The 20,323-nt window shown below is 49.9% G+C and carries 12 protein-coding genes; 6 read left to right on the plus strand and 6 right to left on the minus strand.

The genetic code is table 11. From position 1 onward, the window contains the following. Positions 1 to 2 precede the first annotated feature (2 nt). The 5 genes from AC0YN3_RS23985 to AC0YN3_RS24005 all read right to left on the minus strand — a co-directional run bounded on the left by AC0YN3_RS23985 (position 3) and on the right by AC0YN3_RS24005 (position 6,779). Complete coding sequence (locus AC0YN3_RS23985) at positions 3 to 899, minus strand: ABC transporter permease (protein ID WP_475777464.1); 897 nt, start codon at positions 897 to 899, stop codon at positions 3 to 5. A gap of 36 nt (positions 900 to 935) precedes the next feature. After that, a complete protein-coding gene (locus AC0YN3_RS23990) occupies positions 936 to 2,594 on the minus strand; it encodes an extracellular solute-binding protein (protein WP_475777465.1) in 1,659 nt (552 codons plus the stop codon). 246 nt (positions 2,595 to 2,840) lie between these two features. After that, positions 2,841 to 3,872 (minus strand): response regulator, encoded by a 1,032-nt coding sequence (locus AC0YN3_RS23995; RefSeq protein ID WP_475777466.1) that lies wholly within the window; start codon positions 3,870 to 3,872, stop codon positions 2,841 to 2,843. Then, positions 3,847 to 5,613: a sensor histidine kinase gene (locus tag AC0YN3_RS24000; RefSeq protein WP_475777467.1), complete on the minus strand. Its 1,767-nt coding sequence runs from the start codon at positions 5,611 to 5,613 to the stop codon at positions 3,847 to 3,849. Before AC0YN3_RS24000 ends, AC0YN3_RS23995 begins: the two co-directional genes overlap by 26 nt. A 287-nt stretch (positions 5,614 to 5,900) precedes the next feature. Then, positions 5,901 to 6,779: a hypothetical protein gene (locus tag AC0YN3_RS24005; protein WP_475777468.1), complete on the minus strand. Its 879-nt coding sequence runs from the start codon at positions 6,777 to 6,779 to the stop codon at positions 5,901 to 5,903. 387 nt (positions 6,780 to 7,166) lie between these two features. Here AC0YN3_RS24005 and AC0YN3_RS24010 point away from each other — a divergent pair, with 387 nt between their 5' ends. Both AC0YN3_RS24010 and AC0YN3_RS24015 read left to right on the plus strand, forming a co-directional pair. Then, positions 7,167 to 7,727: a YdcF family protein gene (locus AC0YN3_RS24010; protein WP_475777469.1), complete on the plus strand. Its 561-nt coding sequence runs from the start codon at positions 7,167 to 7,169 to the stop codon at positions 7,725 to 7,727. Between the two features lie 224 nt (positions 7,728 to 7,951). Beyond that, complete coding sequence (locus AC0YN3_RS24015) at positions 7,952 to 9,238, plus strand: FAD-binding protein (RefSeq protein WP_475777470.1); 1,287 nt, start codon at positions 7,952 to 7,954, stop codon at positions 9,236 to 9,238. Between the two features lie 374 nt (positions 9,239 to 9,612). Here the strand turns inward: AC0YN3_RS24015 and AC0YN3_RS24020 are convergent, their stop codons facing one another. Further along, a complete protein-coding gene (locus tag AC0YN3_RS24020; RefSeq protein WP_475777471.1) occupies positions 9,613 to 10,494 on the minus strand; it encodes a helix-turn-helix domain-containing protein in 882 nt (293 codons plus the stop codon). Between the two features lie 138 nt (positions 10,495 to 10,632). On the opposite strand from AC0YN3_RS24020, the gene AC0YN3_RS24025 reads away from it, so the two are divergent. The 4 genes from AC0YN3_RS24025 (at position 10,633) to AC0YN3_RS24040 (ending at position 20,315) form a co-directional block, all read left to right on the plus strand. Next, the gene (locus AC0YN3_RS24025; RefSeq protein WP_162341485.1) at positions 10,633 to 11,400 is read left to right on the plus strand and encodes a phytanoyl-CoA dioxygenase family protein; all 768 of its coding nucleotides are present in this window, start codon (positions 10,633 to 10,635) and stop codon (positions 11,398 to 11,400) included. Between the two features lie 140 nt (positions 11,401 to 11,540). Continuing rightward, entirely contained in the window at positions 11,541 to 13,058 is a 1,518-nt protein-coding gene (locus AC0YN3_RS24030) for a response regulator (protein WP_475777472.1), read from the plus strand. Beyond that, positions 13,055 to 14,857 carry a cache domain-containing sensor histidine kinase gene (locus AC0YN3_RS24035; protein WP_475777473.1) on the plus strand — a complete coding sequence of 601 codons (1,803 nt, stop codon included), beginning with the start codon at positions 13,055 to 13,057 and terminating at the stop codon, positions 14,855 to 14,857. The genes AC0YN3_RS24030 and AC0YN3_RS24035 overlap by 4 nt, the downstream gene beginning before the upstream one ends. A 133-nt stretch (positions 14,858 to 14,990) precedes the next feature. Then, positions 14,991 to 20,315 (plus strand): S-layer homology domain-containing protein, encoded by a 5,325-nt coding sequence (locus AC0YN3_RS24040; protein WP_475777474.1) that lies wholly within the window; start codon positions 14,991 to 14,993, stop codon positions 20,313 to 20,315. Positions 20,316 to 20,323: the final 8 nt, after the last annotated feature.

A 20,323-nucleotide genomic window follows, 5' to 3' on the forward strand; every position in this document is an offset into this window, starting at 1 on the left:
TCCTAAAAAATCCGATAGTTTGTCAGCCGGTAAGCAAGCATATAGGAAACGCCGATCATGACGAAGGAAACAACTGATTTAAACAACCCGACGGCAGTAGCGACGCCATAATTGGCATTTTCAAGCCCGATGCGGAATACCAGCGTATCGATGATGTCTCCGGTCTTGTACACCTGAGGGCTATACAGGTTAAACACCTGCTCGAAGCCGGCGTTGAGCACGTTGCCTAGGCTTAGCACCGACATCAAGACGATCATGGGCAGCAAGGCGGGCAGCGTGACATTGAGCGTCTGCCTCATTCTGCCTGCCCCGTCCATGGACGCCGCCTCGTATAAGGCTGGATTGATACTGGTTAAAGCGGCAAGATACACGATCGTTCCGTAGCCGAACTCTTTCCAAGTATCCGTCAGCACAAGCGTGAACGGAAACCAGTCAGGATCGCCGAGAAAGTAAATAGACGGAATGCCCAGCGAGCCGAGCAAGCCATTCACAAGACCCGTTGACGGAGAGAGAATATCGATAAGAATGCCGCTTAATATGATCCAGGACAAAAAATGCGGGAAATAAATAATCGTCTGGATGCTGCGCTTGAACAGTCGGCTGCGCGCTTCATTGAGCAGCAGCGCGAACAGGACGGGGACGACAATGCCGGCGGCCATCTTCATGCCTGCGATGAAGAAGGTGTTGCCGAGGACGCTAAGCGTCCCGGGCAGATGCAGCATATACTCAAAGTTTTTCCATCCGACCCACGGGGACCGAAACATCCCCTTGGACGGAACCAGTCTCTCGAACGCCATGATGATGCCAGCCATCGGCACGTAGCTGTAGATGAACACCAGGAGAAAGCCCGGCAGAATCATCAGATGAAAGGGCAGCTCTCGGATGGTCCTACGTTTCATTGGTTATTCGCCTCTTTCTTGCCGGAGAGGCGTCCCTTATTGGGAAGCCTGCCAATCGTTCACTTCTCCGGTAATCGTATTGCCGCCAAGATCATTCCACTGGGTAACGAATTGGTCGAATTCGTCGATTGAGCCGCCCATGATAATACGCGTAAACACTTCTAGCTGCAGCTTTTGAAGCGTAGCGCTGTTGTCGGTCATCCCTTGCGTAGGCGCGCCGAAGTATGCGTCATCGACTAGCTGCGCTTTTTTGGAATAGCCGTCAATGACCGACAAGGAGCCGGCAGGCCCGTACATCTGTTCATTGCCCCACAGCTTAAGGTCTCCCGCACGGAACGCCAATATATTGTCATAGTAGCCTTTTTCCTCCGTGTTCAGGCCGGAGGGATCATTCGCTTCCAATGCCTTGACCACATGGAGATGGGCGTCGAGATTTTTGCGAGGCGCTTCGCCATAGAGGAGTGCGTATTCGAAAATGGCGGTGTTGTTGTTTACGCTGTAAACATCCGGTTGGGCCGTTTCGCCCCATAGCTTCTCAAAGTCGAAGTTCAGCACCTTAACGGCTGCTTCCGGGTTTTTCGCTCCTTTTTTGACCACATAATACGTGTTGATTGCAAAAGGCACTTGAGCTTTGGCCGGCTGATCGTCGGTGGAGACGATCGAGATCGGTTTCCACTCCATCGTAGGGTCCGCATTTTTTCCGTCCTGCAGCCAGCCTGCGTTCCAAAAGAAGCCGTAGAACAAACCTAGCTTGCCTCCGTTGGCAGCTTCGCTTACCTTGGACGCGTCTTTGGTGCCGAACTCCTTGTCAAGCAGGCCTTGCTTATAGAGTTCCTGCAGCTTAAGCAAGGCTGCTTTGGTTTCCGGCTGTACGCTGCCATAGCCTAATTTTCCCGAGGCATCCTTCACCCATGTGTTCGGATAAGCATGAAAGCCGTTAAAGAAGCCTTGCATGCCGGCATAGAAGCCGAAAATATCCTTATTGATGCCAAGACCGTAAGTGTCGGCTTTATTGTTGCCGTCCGGGTCCTGCTTAACGAAAGCTTCGGCGGTTTTGATTACGTCATCCATCGTTTTGGGCTCAGGCAGCCCGAGCTTCTGGAGCCAGTCCGTACGTACCCATAGGACATGGGTTTGTCCAAGGCCGGAAGTCATATTCGGCAGACCGTACAGCTTGCCGTCGAAGGTTGCGGATTTAATGGCGTTGCCGCCGTCTTGCGACATAATGCCTTTGGTCAGCTCCGATCCATACTGCTCGTAAAGAGAAGTGAGATCCTCAAGAGCGCCATCCTCTACTAGCCGTTTCAGCTGGGAAGCACTGACGGGCGTAATATCAGGCAGATCATCGGAAGCGATGGCGATGTTAAGCTTCTGGTCATATTGGGCGGTTGGCGTTGTCCACAAATACTTCACCTTCACGCCAAGCTCGCTCTCGTAAGCCTTCGACCACACGTTGTTGTCGATGGATTCTCCTTCTCCGTACTTGGTGCCCTCGGTAATTCCCCGAACGGCGGTTACTTCGATCGGAGGATCGTATTTTCCCAAGGGCGCTATTGAAGCGGTGTCCTTGGGCGTGTTACCTCCAGTCGCGCTTTCCTCAGGTGCATGGCCTCCGTTATTGCCGCTGCTGCATGCAGCCAGCGAAAGAACGAGAAATGAAGACAGTAAAAGCGCTATTCCCTTTTTTCCTTTCATCGTGCAGACATCCCCTTTCTGCTATCTTTATTCCTTTGCAGCGTAAGTATAGCAAACGCTTGCGATGTGCCGTGAGTGGTTCAATTTCGAAGGTAGTTAGAATATTTTCCGCACTGCCGCGCCGTCAGAAAATTTCCGTCGCACCAGATGAGGAATATTTTCTCCAGACTGATGCTTCGGCAGACGGTAAAAAGCCCGAACGCGCGTGGCGGATGATGCCGCCAGCCGCTTTCGGGCCTCTTCGGTTTAGGAGCGCTCCGCATGCAGCTGCCTGAATTCGCTTGGCAGCATGCCGGTTTGTTCCTTGAACAGCTTGCTGAAGTAACGCTGGTCCATAAAACCGCATTTCTCAGCGATAAGATAGACCGGATGGTTCGTAGACAGGAGAAGCTCCTTCGCTGCGTGAAGGCTTGCGGTCTGCAGGAAGTGGCTGAACGTCAGCCGCATAATATCCCGGAAGCTGGTGCTGAAATAGCTTTTGCTCAAATTAACCAGCTGGCAGATTTCGCTTTGCTTCATATGCTGGCCAGGGTGCTCCGCAATCAGATCGACGGCTTTGACGACCGCCCGGATGACATCCTCGGAATAGGCGGAGCTTCTGAGCCATGCGGCCAGCTCCGATCGCATGCCTTGCAGCCAGCCGGCGGTACCGCCGCTGCTAGGCAAGGAGGGGCGCCGCTCCCAGTCAAACATCGGAAAGCTGCGTTTCCAGCGCCCCGCTGCTGCGGACAGAATGGAATGGGCCTCACTGCCGCCCGCTTGCTCCAGCTTATTAATCGCTTGGGATAGTAGGCTGAACCTGTCGTCTTCCATGATCCACTGCAGATCAGCGCTTGTTTCAGCAGCCGCTTTGCGGGCGAGGACGAGCTTCTCTTTGGCCGAATGGCTGCTCGATGGATCCTGCCGGACAGCCTTGAGTATCCGCTCCATGGTCGCATCGAGATCTAATTCCTCCAGCTGCGTTTTGACGATATAGTCAATCGCCCCGAGGCGAAGCGCCTCCTGAATGAATTCAAAATCCTGATGGCAGGTGAGAATGACGACCTTCAGCGCGGGATCATGCTCCTGTGCCTTTTTCATTAGCTCGAGGCCAGACATCCCGGGCATCGTAATATCGGTCATCATTAGCTGAACGGGGTGGGATCGCAAAAAATCCATGGCCCGCTCGCCAGTCGCGGCTTCGCCTGCAATTTCTACGCCGAACTTGCTCCAGGGGAACATCAGCCGCATCCCTTTGCGTACCAAGCTTTCGTCATCCACGATTAGAGCCTGAATCAAGGGCTTCCACTCCTTTTAAGGTATCCGGGAGGCGAATGGCAATCGTTGTTCCGATTCCTGTCCCGCTTTCCATCGTTAATTGTGCTTCCGTGCCATAATAGACGTCCAGCATTTTTTTGACATAGCGCAGTCCAATACCAAGCCCCGACTTGCGGAGCTGATCGTCCTCCTCCTCGAGCATCGCGAGGAGCTTGTCCTCCGGGATGCCCTTGCCATTGTCCTTCACGCGAAGGAACAAGGAGCTGTTAGCCCGCGTTATGGCAACCTCGATTTCCCCGCGGTCATCGTCATCGAAGCCGTGATACAGCGCGTTTTCGACTAACGGTTGCAGAATAAAGCGGGGAATCGGAACGTCCAGGCATTCTGGCTCGATGCTCAGCTTCACATTGAAAGAGTGATCGTATCTTATATTTTGCAAATCGATGTAGTCCCGAACGGCATCGACCTCTTCGCGTACCGTTACGATAATGTTTTTCTTGCCCAGATTATAATGCAATACCCTTGTAAAAATCGATACCAGCCGCGCAATGTTGGAGTGGCCTTCGATGCGGGCCAGCCACTGGATGGTGTTCAAGGTGTTATGCAGGAAATGCGGATTGATTTGGACAAGCAGCTTCTCCACCTCCAGCTGTCCGCGCCGTTTTTCCTTATCCTCCACGTCTATAATGAGCTCCGAGATGCGGCGGCTCATCTGATGGAAATTATCCAACATGTGGTTAAATTCTGTTAAACCGGTTGCGGATATGCGAGTTAGGGACGGATTGTCGCTAAATCTCGTAATTTCGCGGTTAATAATCCGAATGGGACGGTACACCATGCGCCAGATCAACCATGCCAGGATGATGCCGAGCACGAGAGAGAATGATGCAAACAGCATAAATTGCGAAAGCCATTTGTTCATTTCGCGGTTGTACGCATCCTTCGGAATAAGCTGGTAGAGGGTCCAGCCCTGTCTTCCGGTCGCTTGAAATATTTTGTATGCGTTTTCAGGATGGGCGAAGCTTCTTCCGGTTTCTTCTGCTCCGCTATCCATATTGCTATAGGCAATATGCTCGCCAGGCGCCGTCAGCACATGGTACACGGGAGAATTCGTGGAGCTGCCCGGTTTGGCTGCGGCTTCGAACATCGTATCCAGCCCGATAACCTTCGTCTCGATGTAGGCGTACAAGTAGCGCCCGTGACCATATTCTAGCTTACGGAGCAATGAGAACACAGGCTCGGACCGATTGGCTTCGTCTAATGATTCATGCGGTCCGTAATAAGTGAACAGCTTTTGCTTGAAAAAGGCTTTTAAATGTTCGGGTTTGAACTGGAGCTTCACGTTGGCATTTGGAAACAGCAGTGGCTCTGCCTGCTCCGGTGCATAATAAAACATAACTCCGAGATTAGGGTTCGAAAAATTGACGTTGGCTACTGATTGGTTAATATTGCGATATAGAATGGCACGGTCAAAAGAACTGCTGCTTGTGATGAAGTTGACCACATCTTGTCCAATGCCGCCTTCGATATCCATGAGCTGCGACACGCGGCCAAGCTCATCGAGCTTCCGGTCGAGCTCGTCCCGTTCGCGCTGAACCTTGTCGAGCCAGTCGCCTTCGATTTTCTCGGTTTGTACGATATAGATCCATCTGTAGGAGATATAGCCGGTGAGCAAAATAGGAATAATAGTTGCAACCGTCAATATAATGGCTAGCCTGCCCTTAAGCGACCGGATCAATGAAAAGCGATGGATGGATTCCATGCGCTATAAGCCTCCTATGTAACAATAATCGTTCGCCTGCAAGCAGCGAGCGTGAGAACAGCACTATCTTAACACAAGCTTTATCGTTTCGGTACATGCGGTGTTTTGAAAGGAAGCGCAGATGCGACAGGGATAGCCCTACAGCGGAGCAGCAGATGGCCATGGCTTGTACTCAATAGTATCCATCTCTGCTGCGTTATTGGTGGAAAAACGTTATTAAGGCTGCCGACATGAAATGGCAGCCTCGTTGAGGTGACAAAGAGTAATTCGGTGAATTTTGCGGGTTATTAAGAAGGTGTATAATTTAGGCTGGCGCTGAATGAGAGTTGCGTGATGTCAGCTGCGGAGGCATCCGTCGATGCAAGCGTCCTTACGCGAATACCAATACGGTCACCCGCCGCAACGACTAACGATCCCCCGAGATTAATATTGGTTGCGGTTCGGAAAGTACCAGCTGTAATGATATTATTCGGAAATCCGAAACGAACAGAACTGGTCAAAGGTGTGGTCACGTAAGATGAAGTACTATGGTCAATCCCATTGTTTGGAACTGAAGGCGCGCGGAACACCGTAAACTCATATTGAAGACCGAGCGTATTTATAGAAACAACAGAAGCAACCAATAGATCTGCACTTATTTGTAAATTATGAACGGTACCCGCAAAAGGAATTGGGAAAGCAAAACCGCCTGCCTCGGGTGGCATAGTTGATTCTCCAGCACCGTTGATAACTTCGACCGTGCTACTACCAAAACCCATTAATATTGGAGCAGCCGATACGACTGCGGCACCGCTAAGGATGATCCCCGTCGAAAAGGGAATTAATCCTCCAGCTCCTGAGGGTCCTGTTACACCAGTTGCTCCAGCAGGCCCAGCAGCACCAGTTGCTCCAATAGGCCCAGCAGGCCCAGCAGGCCCAGCAGCACCAGTTGCTCCAGCAAGCCCCGCTGCGCCAAGTGCTCCAGCGAGTCCCGCTAATCCAGCTGGCCCAGCCTCTCCAATTGCTCCGGCAAGTCCAGCCAATCCAGCTGGTCCAAGTGCTCCTGCTAGTCCTGCCGGCCCAGCTTCTGCAATTGCTCCGGCAAGTCCTCGAAGTAATTGCCGTCCAGTAGGCGGGGGACAATTTTTACAAGGTATCTTCTTATTGACTCGATGATGACGTTTCATTTTTCTTCCTTTTGGAGGACACACAATAATGGCTTTCTTTTTACACCGTTTTTTTATATCAGGACAACCCAATAATGACACCTCCCTATAATGATGTTTCAGTGTACGTGAATCGATTTTTTTAGGCATGGACTAATAGGTAGACTACAAACTATTTTTAGAAAAATGGGTTTTAATAGGGGAGTGTTATACCTAGGAACCAAACGCTCACAATCTAATTGCTGCTGTTCCTCACCTGAATGAGGCGATAATGTGGGGAGCCATAATAAACACGTGAGTAATGGGGCGTCTGTGCGGAATGTTTCATACTCCCAAGTATGATAATATTTAGATAGGATTACGGATAAAAAATAAGCGAATGCAGGTGAGATATTGAGCTTTGTTTTCATGAAACGATTTTTAATAGCAGCAGCAAGTCTTTTCATCTGGTTTATCATTCACTCTGCTTTCGTAATCATAGATGGGTTGAATGATGAATTGAAGCCTGTTGACGTAGCTGTAGTATTAGGAAATAAAGTAGAAGCTAACGGACTGCCATCCGAGCGGTTAAAAGCAAGATTAGATACGTCCGTAGTGCTTTATGAAAGGGAATATTTTACATTTATCATTGTCAGTGGCGGCATTGGCAAGGAAGGTTTCGATGAGGCAAAGGTTATGAAAACCTACTTGATTGATAAAGGGATACCGGAAGATAAAATTATAGAGGATAATAAGGGGTACAACTCCTATATGACCGCCCAAAATTCCAGCAGGATTATGGATGAATTACAATTGGATTCGGTTATGGTTATTACGCAATATTTTCATGTGTCTCGAACAAAATTAGCGTTTAGAAAAATGGATAGGAAAGAAGTGTATGCAGCTCATGCCAAAATCTTTGAATTTAGAGATATTTACTCCATAATACGAGAATTCCCAGCCTATTATAAATACATGTTTAAATCATGATCTAAATGAAAGGGTAACGTTACCTGAATGGTTTCATCGCAAATAAAGGATTTAAGCCAAGGGGAACGATAGTTGATTACAATATGGATGAGCTGGCGCTGCGGCGGACTGTTCATTTTTTTTTAGCCAAAGGGCAGGATACTCCTATATGATGTGGAATGTTTTTATTACATATCAATCCATTTGCACAGTTCATTCATTCGATTTAACGGGAGTGTATATATTTGGAAAACAATAGAAACTGGGCAGGCAACTATAAGTATAGCGCTTCAGAACTCCATGTTCCGGAAACCGTTGAACAAATACAAGAATTAGTAGCACGCAGCAATAAAATAAAGGCGCTTGGCACCCGTCATTCGTTCAATGGAATCGCTGATTGCAACGAGAGCCTCCTCTCTCTTCACAAGCTCAACCGTGTCATCGAATTAGACCAAAATCGAAATAAGGTTACGGTTGAGGCAGGCATTAGATTCGGGGAACTTTGCAATTATTTGCACGGATACGGTTATGCGTTGCACAATTTGGCGTCGCTGCCGCACATTACCATTGCAGGCGCGTGCTCAACGGCCACTCATGGCTCTGGCGACCGGAACGGCAATCTTGCAACAGCGGTTCATTCCTTGGAAGTTGTCAAAGCGGATGGGGAGAGGATCGTTTTCTCCCGTGATCAACAAGCTGGGCTCCTCGAAGGAGCGGTCGTAGGGCTTGGGGGACTGGGGGTTATCACGCAAATCACTTTAGATGTGATTCCCGCATTTCAGATGAGTCAGTATGTATTCGAAAATATGCCTTTAGCACAGCTTAATGATCATTTCGACGATATCTTCTCTAGTGCGTACAGTGTTAGTCTTTTCACGGATTGGAAGACAAACGCTTTCAATCAAGTCTGGTTAAAGCGGGAAATATCAGATTATAGCCCTGCCGAGGAGCATTCCGAATTTTTTGGCGCCATGCTCGCAAGCGAGAATCGTCATCCAGTGCCAGGACACTCAGCGGAGAATTGCAGCGAGCAGCTTGGCATCCCCGGGCCATGGCATGAAAGGCTGCCGCATTTCCGCATGGATTTCACGCCAAGCGCCGGTGAGGAGCTGCAAAGCGAATATTTCGTGCCGCGCCGCTTAGCCTATCAAGCACTTTGTGCGATCGACCGAATAAGGGACTACATATCGCCACACCTTTATGTATCCGAGATTCGCACGATTGCGGAAGACAAGCTGTGGATGAGCCCTTGTTACAAGCAGGACTCGGTGGCTATTCACTTTACGTGGAAAGCGGATTGGATCGCCGTTGAGAAAATATTACCACTAATCGAAGAACAGATAGCTCCGTTCCGTGCCCGTCCACATTGGGGGAAGCTGTTTGCCATGGAACCCGTCCATATCCAATCATTATATGAGAAATTGCCCGACTTTCAAAAATTGCTCCATCAATGCGATCCTCATGGAAAGTTCAGCAATAGCTTCTTGAAAACCTATATTACGGGGAGCTATTCAAAGTCATCATATCAGTGATAGCAGCCGATTCGATATGGTTGCCAATTTCGCAGCAGAAGCCATGCGTGCTTGGGGAGAAAATCATAATTAGAGGAAATATGAAGAAAATGTTTGTTAAAGCAGGCTCCGTTCATATGCACATTAATTCAAGGACACATAGAAAAAGCTGCCATGGGATTTTCCCTGGCAGCTTTTTCTATGTGCAGCGTTCTTCCTTTAAGCTTATATCGCAATGAGCCGGCAAGGATCCCCTTTGGATTATTAACGACCTGCTCGTTACTGTTACCGAAGGATAAAGAACGAAGAAGAAACAAGCGAAATACGGTTATAAAAGGTTTAACAGATAGTAGATGGTTGTGAAGCATTAAATTAAATACGCCAATCGGTAATCTTCAGAAACGATGATTTCTGCGATATTCGGAGGGATTGATTTTGCATTTGCTTTTGAACATGCGGCTGAAATAAAAGGCGTTCTGATATCCGCATTGCTCCGCGATATGATCGAGCGTATCGTCGGTCTCGACCAGCAGCGACCGCGCCTTCTGCAGCCTGAGAGCGGTCACATATTCGATTGGAGATTGGCTGAACGATTGCTGGAACCGTCTAGTCAAATGCGAGGGGCCGATGCCCAGCTCATCGGCCAACTGGCTTATATTCCAGCCATATTCCAGGGCGTGCTCCTCCAAATAGCTCTGGACTCCGACCATGACAGGGTCCTGCTTCGTCCTGCGGCTTCTGTCTGCGGAGGACGCCAGCTCCAGCGACAGCATGGCTAGCAAGTCGCCAACGAAGTGACTGATATAGTCCATGCCTTCGCCTTCCTCTGAACGCGCGCATGCGATGCGCATATAACGGTAGGTGGATTCCAACCGCTGCAAGTCCCGAATGGCAAGCTTGCCGTGCGGCAGTGCTTGCTCGGTTGCGAACTCGATAAACAGGAAGGATAGAGGCTCTAGCACTCTCCGCTTCAGCTTCATGCCGGGAGGACAAAGGACAAGCTCGCCGTAACCAGCTTCGTCGAAGGGGATGACCTTGGGTAGGCCGTTCTTGGATGCGCTCCCCTTGAGCGAGGCTTCCTTGGGAGCGCCGTCCTTAGACAGGTTCTCCCCGTCATTGCCGTCCTCTTCTTCGATTCGGACTCCCTGTTCCATCGCGAAGGAAAAACGTCCCGACAACGCGGCAAGCATGACCCAGTCCCTGTATTGATCTTCCTCCATCTTAAATTCCGCGCGTATTCCGCTGATGTAGCTTCTCTTGATTTCCAACGTCTGCAAGCAGCAATCTCCTCTCATGGAAAATTGGGAAAAAAGTATATGAAATAGTATAAGGGTGTGCATGTCAAAAGTAAATAAAGGCGTTTAATATAGAAATCAAGAAGTCGATCGCAAAAAAAAAGTGAAGGGGAAATGAAGATGAGCAATATTAAGCTGTTATCCGACGAGCAAGTGAAAAGTTATAACGAGCAAGGTTACCTGGTGCTTCGCAACGTATTCAGCGAGGAAGAAGCACGCGTTCTGCAAGCGGAAAGCGACAAACTTCTGACGACGGAGCGGTTCATGGATCGCGGCAATGTGCGCGCCGGCTACAAGAGCTACGCGAATGGAGACGTGAAGATTGAAAGAATGGATCCGGTACATGATATTTCGCCGTTGTTTGCAGAACTGGTGAAGGATGAGCGTATCCTCTCGCCGCTGCGCGACATTTATATGGATGAGCCGCTGCTGTTCAAGGATAAGCTGATCTTCAAGCTGCCTGGAGCGAATGGCTACAGCATGCATCAAGACTCCGCGTGGTGGCAAGGCTTCCCGATCGAAGGGCTGATCAGCGTCATGATCGCCATCGACGGCGCGACGGTAGAGAACGGCGGGTTGGAGCTGTTCCCCGGTTATCATGACCGATTACGTTCGACGCCAGGCGAGCTTCGCAATATGAACGCGGCCGAAATCGCAGAGATCGACCCGCAGAAAGGCGAGATTGTCGAAACGAATCCCGGTGACGTCATCATCTTCCATTCCTTCACGCCGCATCAGAGTGGAGCCAATACTTCTGAGAATAGCCGCAAGCAGCTTTATTTAACCTATTCTCCATCGAAGAACGGCCAACTGTACAATGCGCATTACCAGCATTTCAAGCGGTATGGGTTGGCGGGCAAAGATTTGAGCAAATATTATTTCTTGTAATCGCATGAGTCGCCGCAAACCTTCTCCTTATTGTCAGGGGAAGGTTTTCTGCGCCGCTCTCCCCATCTTTTAGCTGAAATCGGATTTCGGATCGGGTATGCTGTATGGGAACGCTCCTGACAACGGAAGGGTGGACGATTATGTATTCGTTATTGCTCGTAGAAGATGAAGAGGTTATCCGCAATGGGATGCGGCATTGTCTGGATTGGCAGTCATACGGCATCGACGAGATGGAGGAAGCTGAGAATGGCCGGATCGGATTGGAGCTTGCTCTGCGCATGAAACCGGACATCATTATAACGGACGTTGTGATGGCGGAGATGGACGGCATCGAATTTGTGCGCAGATTGCGGCAGGAGCTTACGGATAAGCCGATTCGCGTCATCATTATAAGCGGGCATGAGGATATCGAATACGTCAGATCGGCGCTTAAGCTGCAGGTTGTCGATTATTTGCTGAAGCCTTTCCATACGGAGGAGCTAGAGGACGTGCTGCGCAAAGTAGTGGAAGCATGCGAATCGGATCGGCGGCAGGCCGAACGTCTCGCCGGGTTGGAGGAGAAGGCGGACAAGTCGCGGATGCTCGCGCGGGAACGGTTGCTCCAGGAGCTGTGCCACAGGCCGCTTTCATCCGAGGAAATATCGATTTATTCCGAATATGCGGGGGATGCGCTCATATTCGAGCCGGGCTGCCGCGCCGCTTATATCGAAGGCACCATGCTGCGGGAGGCCGAATTGCGGGCGCTTGAGGGAGTTCTGGCGATATTCACTATGGAACAAGGGGCAATCGGCGGCGTCGTAGCCGGCGGAGATTGGCTTGAATACCCCGGCGTTCAGGCCTGGCTGGCAGAGGCGGGGGCAACCGTCGGCATCGGATCGGCGGCAGAGCGGCCGGAAGAGCTGCATCATTCCTTCCAGCAAGCGAGGATTTCATTGATTGATGCGAAGGAAAGCAGAGAGAGCGCCATTACAGTCGTTGATCGGCCGGAAGAGATCGGCGATAAGAAGGAATGGATTCTCTCCGAGATGGCAGCATGCGAGGCGGTGATGCTGGATGCGCTGGAGCGGTGCGATCAGGAGGCGCTTGGCGAAGGGCTTCAGTCGTATACCGGGCTTGTCCGCCGCTTCGATCAGGCCAGGCCGGATTATTTGCAAGCATTCTTCAGCATGTTTCTCGCGCAAGCGAATCGGCATTTCGCCGTGCTGCTGGAGCCTTCGGCGCAAGCTTCGAGAGCGTTGGAGGAGATGGGGGCAACCCGCGAGCAGCACGCATTGATTCGTATCTTCAATGACGCCATCATGCAAATTATGAAAGCGATTAACAGCAGGGCAGATCAACGCAGCGTCATCCGGCTGGTCAAAGGTTATATACGCAGCGCCTTCGGCGAGGAGCTCACGCTGGCGCAGATTGCGGAGCACGCGCATCTTTCCCCGAATTATCTGGCCAATTTGTTCAAGAAGGATACGGGGATGACGATCAACGCCTATATGACCGATGTGCGGCTTGAAGAAGCGAAGCGTATGCTGCTGGAGGACAATCGGCTCTTGATTCACGATATTTCGGAGCGGATCGGCTATAAGGACAGCAAATATTTTACGAAGCTGTTCAAGCGGGAGTTTGGTCTCAGTCCAAGCGAATATAGGGAGCGATATGGATGAAGACGTTGCTCGGCAGATTTCTTCTCATCGATTCCAGTATGAAGCTGCGCAATAAAATGCTGATTTCTTTTGTTTTGATGATATTTATTCCATCGGTATGCATCGGCTTCTTCTCTTATCAGAAATCGTCGGCGATCATTAGCGAGCAGACCAGCCGCGCCTATCTGGAGGCGCTTCGTCAGACGACAATTAATATTTCGTACCGGTTGGACGAAATCGAGAATATTTCCGAGATGGTGTATGCGAACGAAACGTTGCAGAAGCTGCTGCGCAAATCACAGCAAGAGAAGCTATCGGTAGGCGAAGTTATTGACGATTACAAATCGATCATTGAGATATTGGAGAATTTGGAGAAAAACCGCAACATCTTCCGTATTCGGCTTATGGTCGCAAGCAACCCGATGTACGCCATGGAGGGAATCAATATTTTGAGCATTGAACCCCGCATGCTGGAGGATTGGAATGCGAGACTTTCAACCAAGAAACGATCGATGGAATGGGTTTACAGCCCGGGCACGACCTATCCCGGCATTGGCGTCAAGGAGACGGTATCTCTGTACCGGACGATCAAGGATTTCAAAAATGTTCGCAATTTGCTGGGGCTTGTTGCCATTGACGTAGATCAGGAGACGATTAACGCCGTATTGCGCGATATGAACCTAAACCTGCCTTATCAGGCCGTGTTAATGAACCGTCAGGAAACGATCGCCTCCCATTCGCAGGACATGGACAGCATCCCGATGGATTCGGACGAGCTGCAAGCCGCGTTGGGCGAAGGAAGCGGAGAGCGGCAGTCTTATACGACGGTTCGCATGCACGGTGAACGTTATTTGTATCTTGTGCAGCCGATGGACGATCTGGACTGGCAGCTGGTTGTGCTTATTCCCTCTCTTCGCATTACGGATCAAAGCTCGCTGCTTGGTTTGTACATTCTGCTTCTTTCCGTTTCGCTGATTGCTTTCGGCATCGGACTTGCCTACTTGTTGTCGAACCGGATTACGAGCAGGCTCTCCCATCTGATTCGCAAGATGAAGGATTTGGAACGAGGGCAATTCGGCAAGGTGGTGGATGTTAGCGGCCAGGACGAGATTGCGGTGCTGCAGCAAAGCTTCAATAATATGTCGCTACAGATCCAGTCGCTCATCGGAGAGGTATATGCGATGACCCGAAAGCAGCAGCAGGAGGAGCTGAAGGTGCTGGAAGGGCGAATCAATTCCCACTTTCTCTACAACACTTTGGATACGGTGAAATGGATGTCCCTTTCCTCCAAGGCGCCTGAAATTGCCAGAATCGTTACGAATTTATCCAAGTTTTATCGGATCAGCCTGAACAAAGGGCATGCAAGGCTTAGCGTGGAGAAGGAGTTGGAGCATGTCCAGGCTTATGTGGCGATACAAGAGACCCGGTTCAGCGGAAAGCTCCGTTACGAGACGAAAGTGGACCCCGCGATGCTGCACAAAGAAATCATTAAGCTGATCCTGCAGCCGATAGTGGAAAATGCGATTTTGCACGGCATTAACAAAAGCGCTTCCAGGCAAGGACGAATTCGGGTGCGCGGGCTGCTTCGCAAGCATGCCATCGTGTTCTACATTACGGATACCGGGGCCGGCATCAGCGCGGAGCATATTTCTTCGTTGCTTCAGGATGGCGGCGCAGGATATGGCGTCCGGAATGTGCATGAGCGGCTCAAGCTTTATTTTGGAGAAGGCAGCGGGGTTAGAATCCGTAGCAAGGAAGGGCAGGGAACATCTGTAAGACTTCTGCTCGTTTTGGATACTGAGACGGTACAAGATCTTTGAAATGAACACCAAATCGTAGAGGAGCCCTGTTAACAGGGCTTTTTTCTTTCCCTATAATCTTTTGTAAGCGGATACATTGTTATGTGAATGATCCGTAATATGAACTTAAATTGTGAAGGAGTGAATGTTCGACATGGCACAAAACAAATCTCGTGCGGCTGCCAGAAAAAGACGTAAGGTTCATGTGGTATGGGGGTTAGTCGCGTTGCTGCTTTTGACAGCCTTTCCCGCGCATTATGTATCTGCGGCAATAACCGAAGATACGCTTGCCTCTGGTGAGGTAGGCGTTATCTTAGACGATAATGGCGCTGGGGTCGTCAGAACGGGTACGTTTACTAACGTTACGGAAAGTGAAGCGTACAATGGAGGTTTTGTCTATGCGAATGTGAATCGAACGACACCGCAAAGCATTACGTTTACGCCAACGATTCCGCAGGACGGCTTGTATCATTTCTATGTCCGCAAGCCGGGCAAAAACAGGTACTACCAAGGCAATGTGCCGTATACGATTCATTCCGAAGAGGGCACAAGCGTGGTCAATCTGCCAACGAGCGCTGATTCCAAAGAAGAATGGGTGCAACTGAATGCCCAGCCACTCGCCTTCAAGGCAGGCGGGCTGTATACCATCGTAGCAGGAGGAGCTGGCTATACTGCCTTCCCGCCAACAACGGAAACAGGTAATTATCCGATCGCGATTGATGGCGTCAAGCTGATTCGTACAGCAGACCTGCCTGTTGATCAAGCTGACATGGATGCCGTTCTGGCTGAGAAAACCAAATATGAACCGAATGCATGGATTGGGGCAAACACGTCAGTTGCTTCCAGCGTTTATGGTTCGATTGTGAGGATGAAAGCGGGTCAAGCGGCTAACAGCGGCGTACAAGTGAGTGCGGCCGTACCGCCGACAAGCTTATATCTAGAGAGTAGTGCCAATGATGTTTTTTTGAAAGCGTCGAATACAACGACTGCGAATGCGGTGGAGAATGTTACGCTTACCTTTAGCAAAGGGAATGCGACAACAACGCTGGACGTAGCGGTGACGATCGAAGCGCCGCTTTCAGTGGACTACAGCAATTTCACGGATACGGCGACCTGGTACCGGGACTTTGCGCCTGGCATATTTAATCCGAATGAAGGAACGATTGAGCTCACTGCAAGAATAGATAAACCCTACAAGGAGTTCGGCAACGAATGGGATTTCTTATTCCGTCTAGTTCCGGCGCAGAGCGGACCTGGGAATACCTTGATCAATGCACATATTCCGCCACCGGGAACGAAGCCAGCAGGAGCGAATCCGATCTATGAGCAACCGCTGATCTTTACCGTACGCAATGGCGATGGTACGAAGGGTGTTAACACCTTGGCACAACCTAGCCAAATGAATTATGTACAAGGCGTTCCTTTCAATATCGCTTTTTCCTGGAAAATGGGCGTGGGCGGTTATACAGCTATTTATATGAATGGTGTAGAGCTGTCCCGGACAGCGACATCCTTGCCTGCTGTCATGGAGAAGTTTATTCCCTATGAATTCATGGTTGAGCGCGGAGCGCCTTATAACATCACGAACGTGAAGGTTTCAACCAAAGCGCTCACGATCGGTGAGCTTGAAACGAACACAACAGCCTTCTCACAAGCGGCGGATACAGCCTTGATCGCCAAAACGACAATGAATCAGCCTGTTCAGTCGAATAAATTCGTAACACCATGGCATACTTCTTCCCAGTACAGCATCGTTAAGCCTGCGTTCCGCAGTGAGAAAGAAATTTTCCTTGCGAATGAAGCGGCTGTGTATCCGATCATGAGTGTCAATTATGGCACTTCAAACAAAGCGTATACTGTAAACATACAGGCTAAAGATCCGTATGGTCACGTAGCGTTTACAACTCAGAAAACGGTTATCGTTCCTGCCGACGGGAATTATCATACGCAGGATCTGGCGTTACCGCAGTTGGATGGTCTTATTGGCTTCTGGTATTTGGAAACGACGATCAGTTCAACGCTATCGGATGCGATTACGTATCAAAGCGCGATTTCGAAAGTGCCGAATAACAATACGCTGCTGCCCGATGGCAAGTATGCCGACTATTACGGAAACCACACGAGCTACAGCTACTCCATGCTGCCTTGGCAGAAGATCAACACGAGCATTCAGCGGACATGGGAGGATGCGAGAGCGTTCATGTGGTTCAAGATTGAGCCGACGAAAGGCCACTTCACATGGGATCAAACCGATGGTTATGTGCAAAGAGTGACGGACGCGAACATGGATGTTATGGCGGTTCTGGGTTATCCTGCGGATTGGGCGTCTACCCGAGTCGCGCCTAGCGAAATACCAGAGGAAGGCTGGGAGAATGCTTACATGTACCGTTCGGAGCGTTGGGTTCCAAAGGATATCCAGACGAAGGATGGGGTTCCGGGGTCTGGCGAGGACTGGTCCGATTATGTGTATCAAACGATGAAGCGTTATGCAGGCAAAGTGAAATATTATGAAGTCATGAACGAAGTGAATTTCCATCCGCCATACACGACAGCATCCTTCTCGGGTACGAAGGAAGAATATTTCCTCATGCTGCGCATCGTACATGAGCAAGCGCAACGGGTGAAAGCCGAGTATAAAGCGGAGACAGGCCTGGATTTGGAGCTTTATGTCACGACAAGCGGATTCGGGACACCGCCGACTGCGACAGATCGCCAGATGGCGATTGATGCCTTAAGTGCTCCGTATAATCAATACTACGACATTTATGTTATTCATGGGTATGAGGGAACGACAGGGATTTCGGATATTCTTGCGGCTTATGCGACTGCGAAGCAATCGCGCCCACAGCTCCAGCTATGGCAGGGGGAAGTGTATCCGCTAGGCAATAAAGATCAATCTTGGCGTATCTATGATCATGTACAGAAATATACAGATTTCTTGGCAGCGGGCTTTGATAAATTTATTAACATGGGAACGCCAGAGGGCGATACGTATCTGACACGGCACTCGAATTCACCGACAGAGGTGTTCCAATCTACGGCGATTTTGCAGGATTTCATCCGGAAAGTCGATCACTATATAGGTTCGTACACAGGCTTCACGGGAGCTCAATTGCTTCCAATTAAACATTATATGCAGAACAAGGATGGCAGCTATCTAAGTATTCTATCCGCGGACAGCACGACGCTTGATGTGAATATTCAGAATCCGAACAGCGTGAGCCGCATCACGGATAGCTATGGCAATGAAGTCGCGATGACAGTTGAAGATGGCATTGGCTTGTTAACGAAAAGAAATTCGGTATTCATAATTAGCAGTGAACCTCTAGTTATCGCAAGTGTAGTGGGTGAGGGCTCTCTGACAGCGCTGAAGAACGGCGGCTTCGAGAGAATTTCCGGCGACCCGACAGGCGGGTCAGCAGCGGTTACGATGAATAACTGGGAGATGGGGTATAATCGCGGCGTATATGGCACGAATGCTTATGTCACCCAAACTGGCGCGTATCAAGGTCAGAATGCCGCGGAATTCAACTCAGCAGGAGCTCCCAACGGTAGAACGTTTATGTATCAGACCTTCGATATTACAGAGCCTGGCAGCTATGTCTTATCCGCGCGTATCAAGCAAATAAGCGGCGGGGCAGACGTTCAGCCTGAACTTAACATCTGGGATGGTACAAGCGATCATCAGCTTCCTGCCGTGACGCTAACGAATGCTTACCAATCGTACGCGAATACGATCACGGTGACGCAAGCAACTACGCTTACCGTGAATATCGGAATTTTATCCGGGAACGGCAAAGTCGTATTCGATGAAATTGTTTTCAGTTTAATTCCAGAGAATGTTGAAATCGCCATGGATAATTCGGATGAAGCAGGCGTAACCTTCACCGGAACGACATGGGAGAATACGAAGACGAATACGCAAGCCAACAAAGGGAACTTTGCGCTTAACACAAAGAAGGCAGGCGATGCAAGCGTCATCTACACGCCTTCGATTCCGCTAGAAGGCATGTATGATGTATCCATTTGGTACCATCCTGTGCTAAATGCGGCCCAAGCGCCTTACACGATCCGACATGCGTTCGGGACAGATACTGTCGTCGTTGACCAATCCGTTGACGGCGGGAAATGGGTGAATATTGGCAACTATCCTTTCAGTATCGGCACGGATGGGAGAGTAACGATTACGAATAGTTTCACCGTCGGTAATTTCATGCTGGCAGACGGCGTTAAATTCGTAAGAACGGGTCCCATTGCCCATGATATTGCATCTCCAAGCTTGCAGGCTGATGTGACTGCACCAACGAATGATACGGTTACTGTGACGGTTACTTATGCACCAAACGCGACGATTAAGGAATACAAGCTTGGCCTTGACGGTACTTGGGCGGCGTACACTACACCGATACTGGTAGCCGATAATGATACGGTGTATGCGCGGGGACGCGATTCGCTGGGGAATGTATCCCCTGTGAGCAGCTATACGGTGAGCAATATTGACCGTATTGCCCCGACAGGCACGGTGACTTATGCAGCCTACACAAGTCCTCAAAATGGGAATCAACAAGCAGTTGAAGCGACATTGACGACAAGCGAGCCGGCCACGATCATGAATAATGATGGAGCCAGCAGTCACATTTTCTTTGAAAACGACAGTTTTACATTCATGTTTGTTGACGCGGCAGGCAATCAAGGGGCAGCAACCGCTGTTGTCAGTACTATTGTTACGACAGGTGGCGGAACAGATTCAGGAAACACAGGAAGTACCGGCTCAGGCAGCGACACAACGGCAGAGACAACCCCTGAACCAGAAGTGAAACCTATTGATGTTTTCAACGACAGCGTAGTCAAGTCGACTGGTCATGTTGTCATAAGCATTGAGGCTAAAGTAAATGACGCCCTTAAAAATGCGCCTAAAGAAGGACCTTCGGACATTCAGGGGCATTGGGCCGAGAAAACGATAGAAACTTTCGTGAAGCTTGGCATTGTCGAGGGTTATGCGGATGGTTCGTTTAGGCCAAACGAAAGGATGACCCGAGCAGAGTTTGCTTCAATTATTACTCGCGTGTTTGATATTACAGGCGGTCGCAGGACCGATGTTGTTTTATCGGATATCGATAAACACTGGGCGGCCCAAGCGATTGAAGCACTTGTGCAAACGGGGGTAATTAATGGTTATAACGATTCTACATTTAGACCGGATCAAACCATCAGCCGGGAAGAGATGGTCGTGATGATGTCGAGAATGATGAATATGCAAAAGGTGAGGCAAGATGGAACAGCTGCGTTCACGGATATCGATGCTTCTTACGCGAAGGATGAAATAACGGCTGCAGCCAAGGCGGGATTGCTCAGCGGAAGAACGAACGGCAAGTTCTCCCCTGAAGATACATCCACTCGCGCAGAGGCACTGACGATGATTTTGAATGCTTTGAACCTTAATCCGCGAATCAAAACGTTATTGGACTCGTTGAAATAGTGTTGCAA

The organism is Paenibacillus sp. J22R232 (assembly GCF_056269165.1).

Bases quoted from the DNA above. Each gene is read 5' to 3' on its own strand.
- AC0YN3_RS24005 (WP_475777468.1), bottom strand. From the start codon at position 6,779: ATGAAACGTCATCATCGAGTCAATAAGAAGATACCTTGTAAAAATTGT.
- AC0YN3_RS24000 (WP_475777467.1), bottom strand. From the start codon at position 5,613: ATGGAATCCATCCATCGCTTTTCATTGATCCGGTCGCTTAAGGGCAGG.
- AC0YN3_RS23990 (WP_475777465.1), bottom strand. From the start codon at position 2,594: ATGAAAGGAAAAAAGGGAATAGCGCTTTTACTGTCTTCATTTCTCGTT.
- AC0YN3_RS24040 (WP_475777474.1), top strand. From the start codon at position 14,991: ATGGCACAAAACAAATCTCGTGCGGCTGCCAGAAAAAGACGTAAGGTT.
- AC0YN3_RS24010 (WP_475777469.1), top strand. From the start codon at position 7,167: ATGAAACGATTTTTAATAGCAGCAGCAAGTCTTTTCATCTGGTTTATC.
- AC0YN3_RS24025 (WP_162341485.1), top strand. From the start codon at position 10,633: ATGAGCAATATTAAGCTGTTATCCGACGAGCAAGTGAAAAGTTATAAC.
- AC0YN3_RS24035 (WP_475777473.1), top strand. From the start codon at position 13,055: ATGAAGACGTTGCTCGGCAGATTTCTTCTCATCGATTCCAGTATGAAG.
- AC0YN3_RS24030 (WP_475777472.1), top strand. From the start codon at position 11,541: ATGTATTCGTTATTGCTCGTAGAAGATGAAGAGGTTATCCGCAATGGG.
- AC0YN3_RS23985 (WP_475777464.1), bottom strand. From the start codon at position 899: ATGAAACGTAGGACCATCCGAGAGCTGCCCTTTCATCTGATGATTCTG.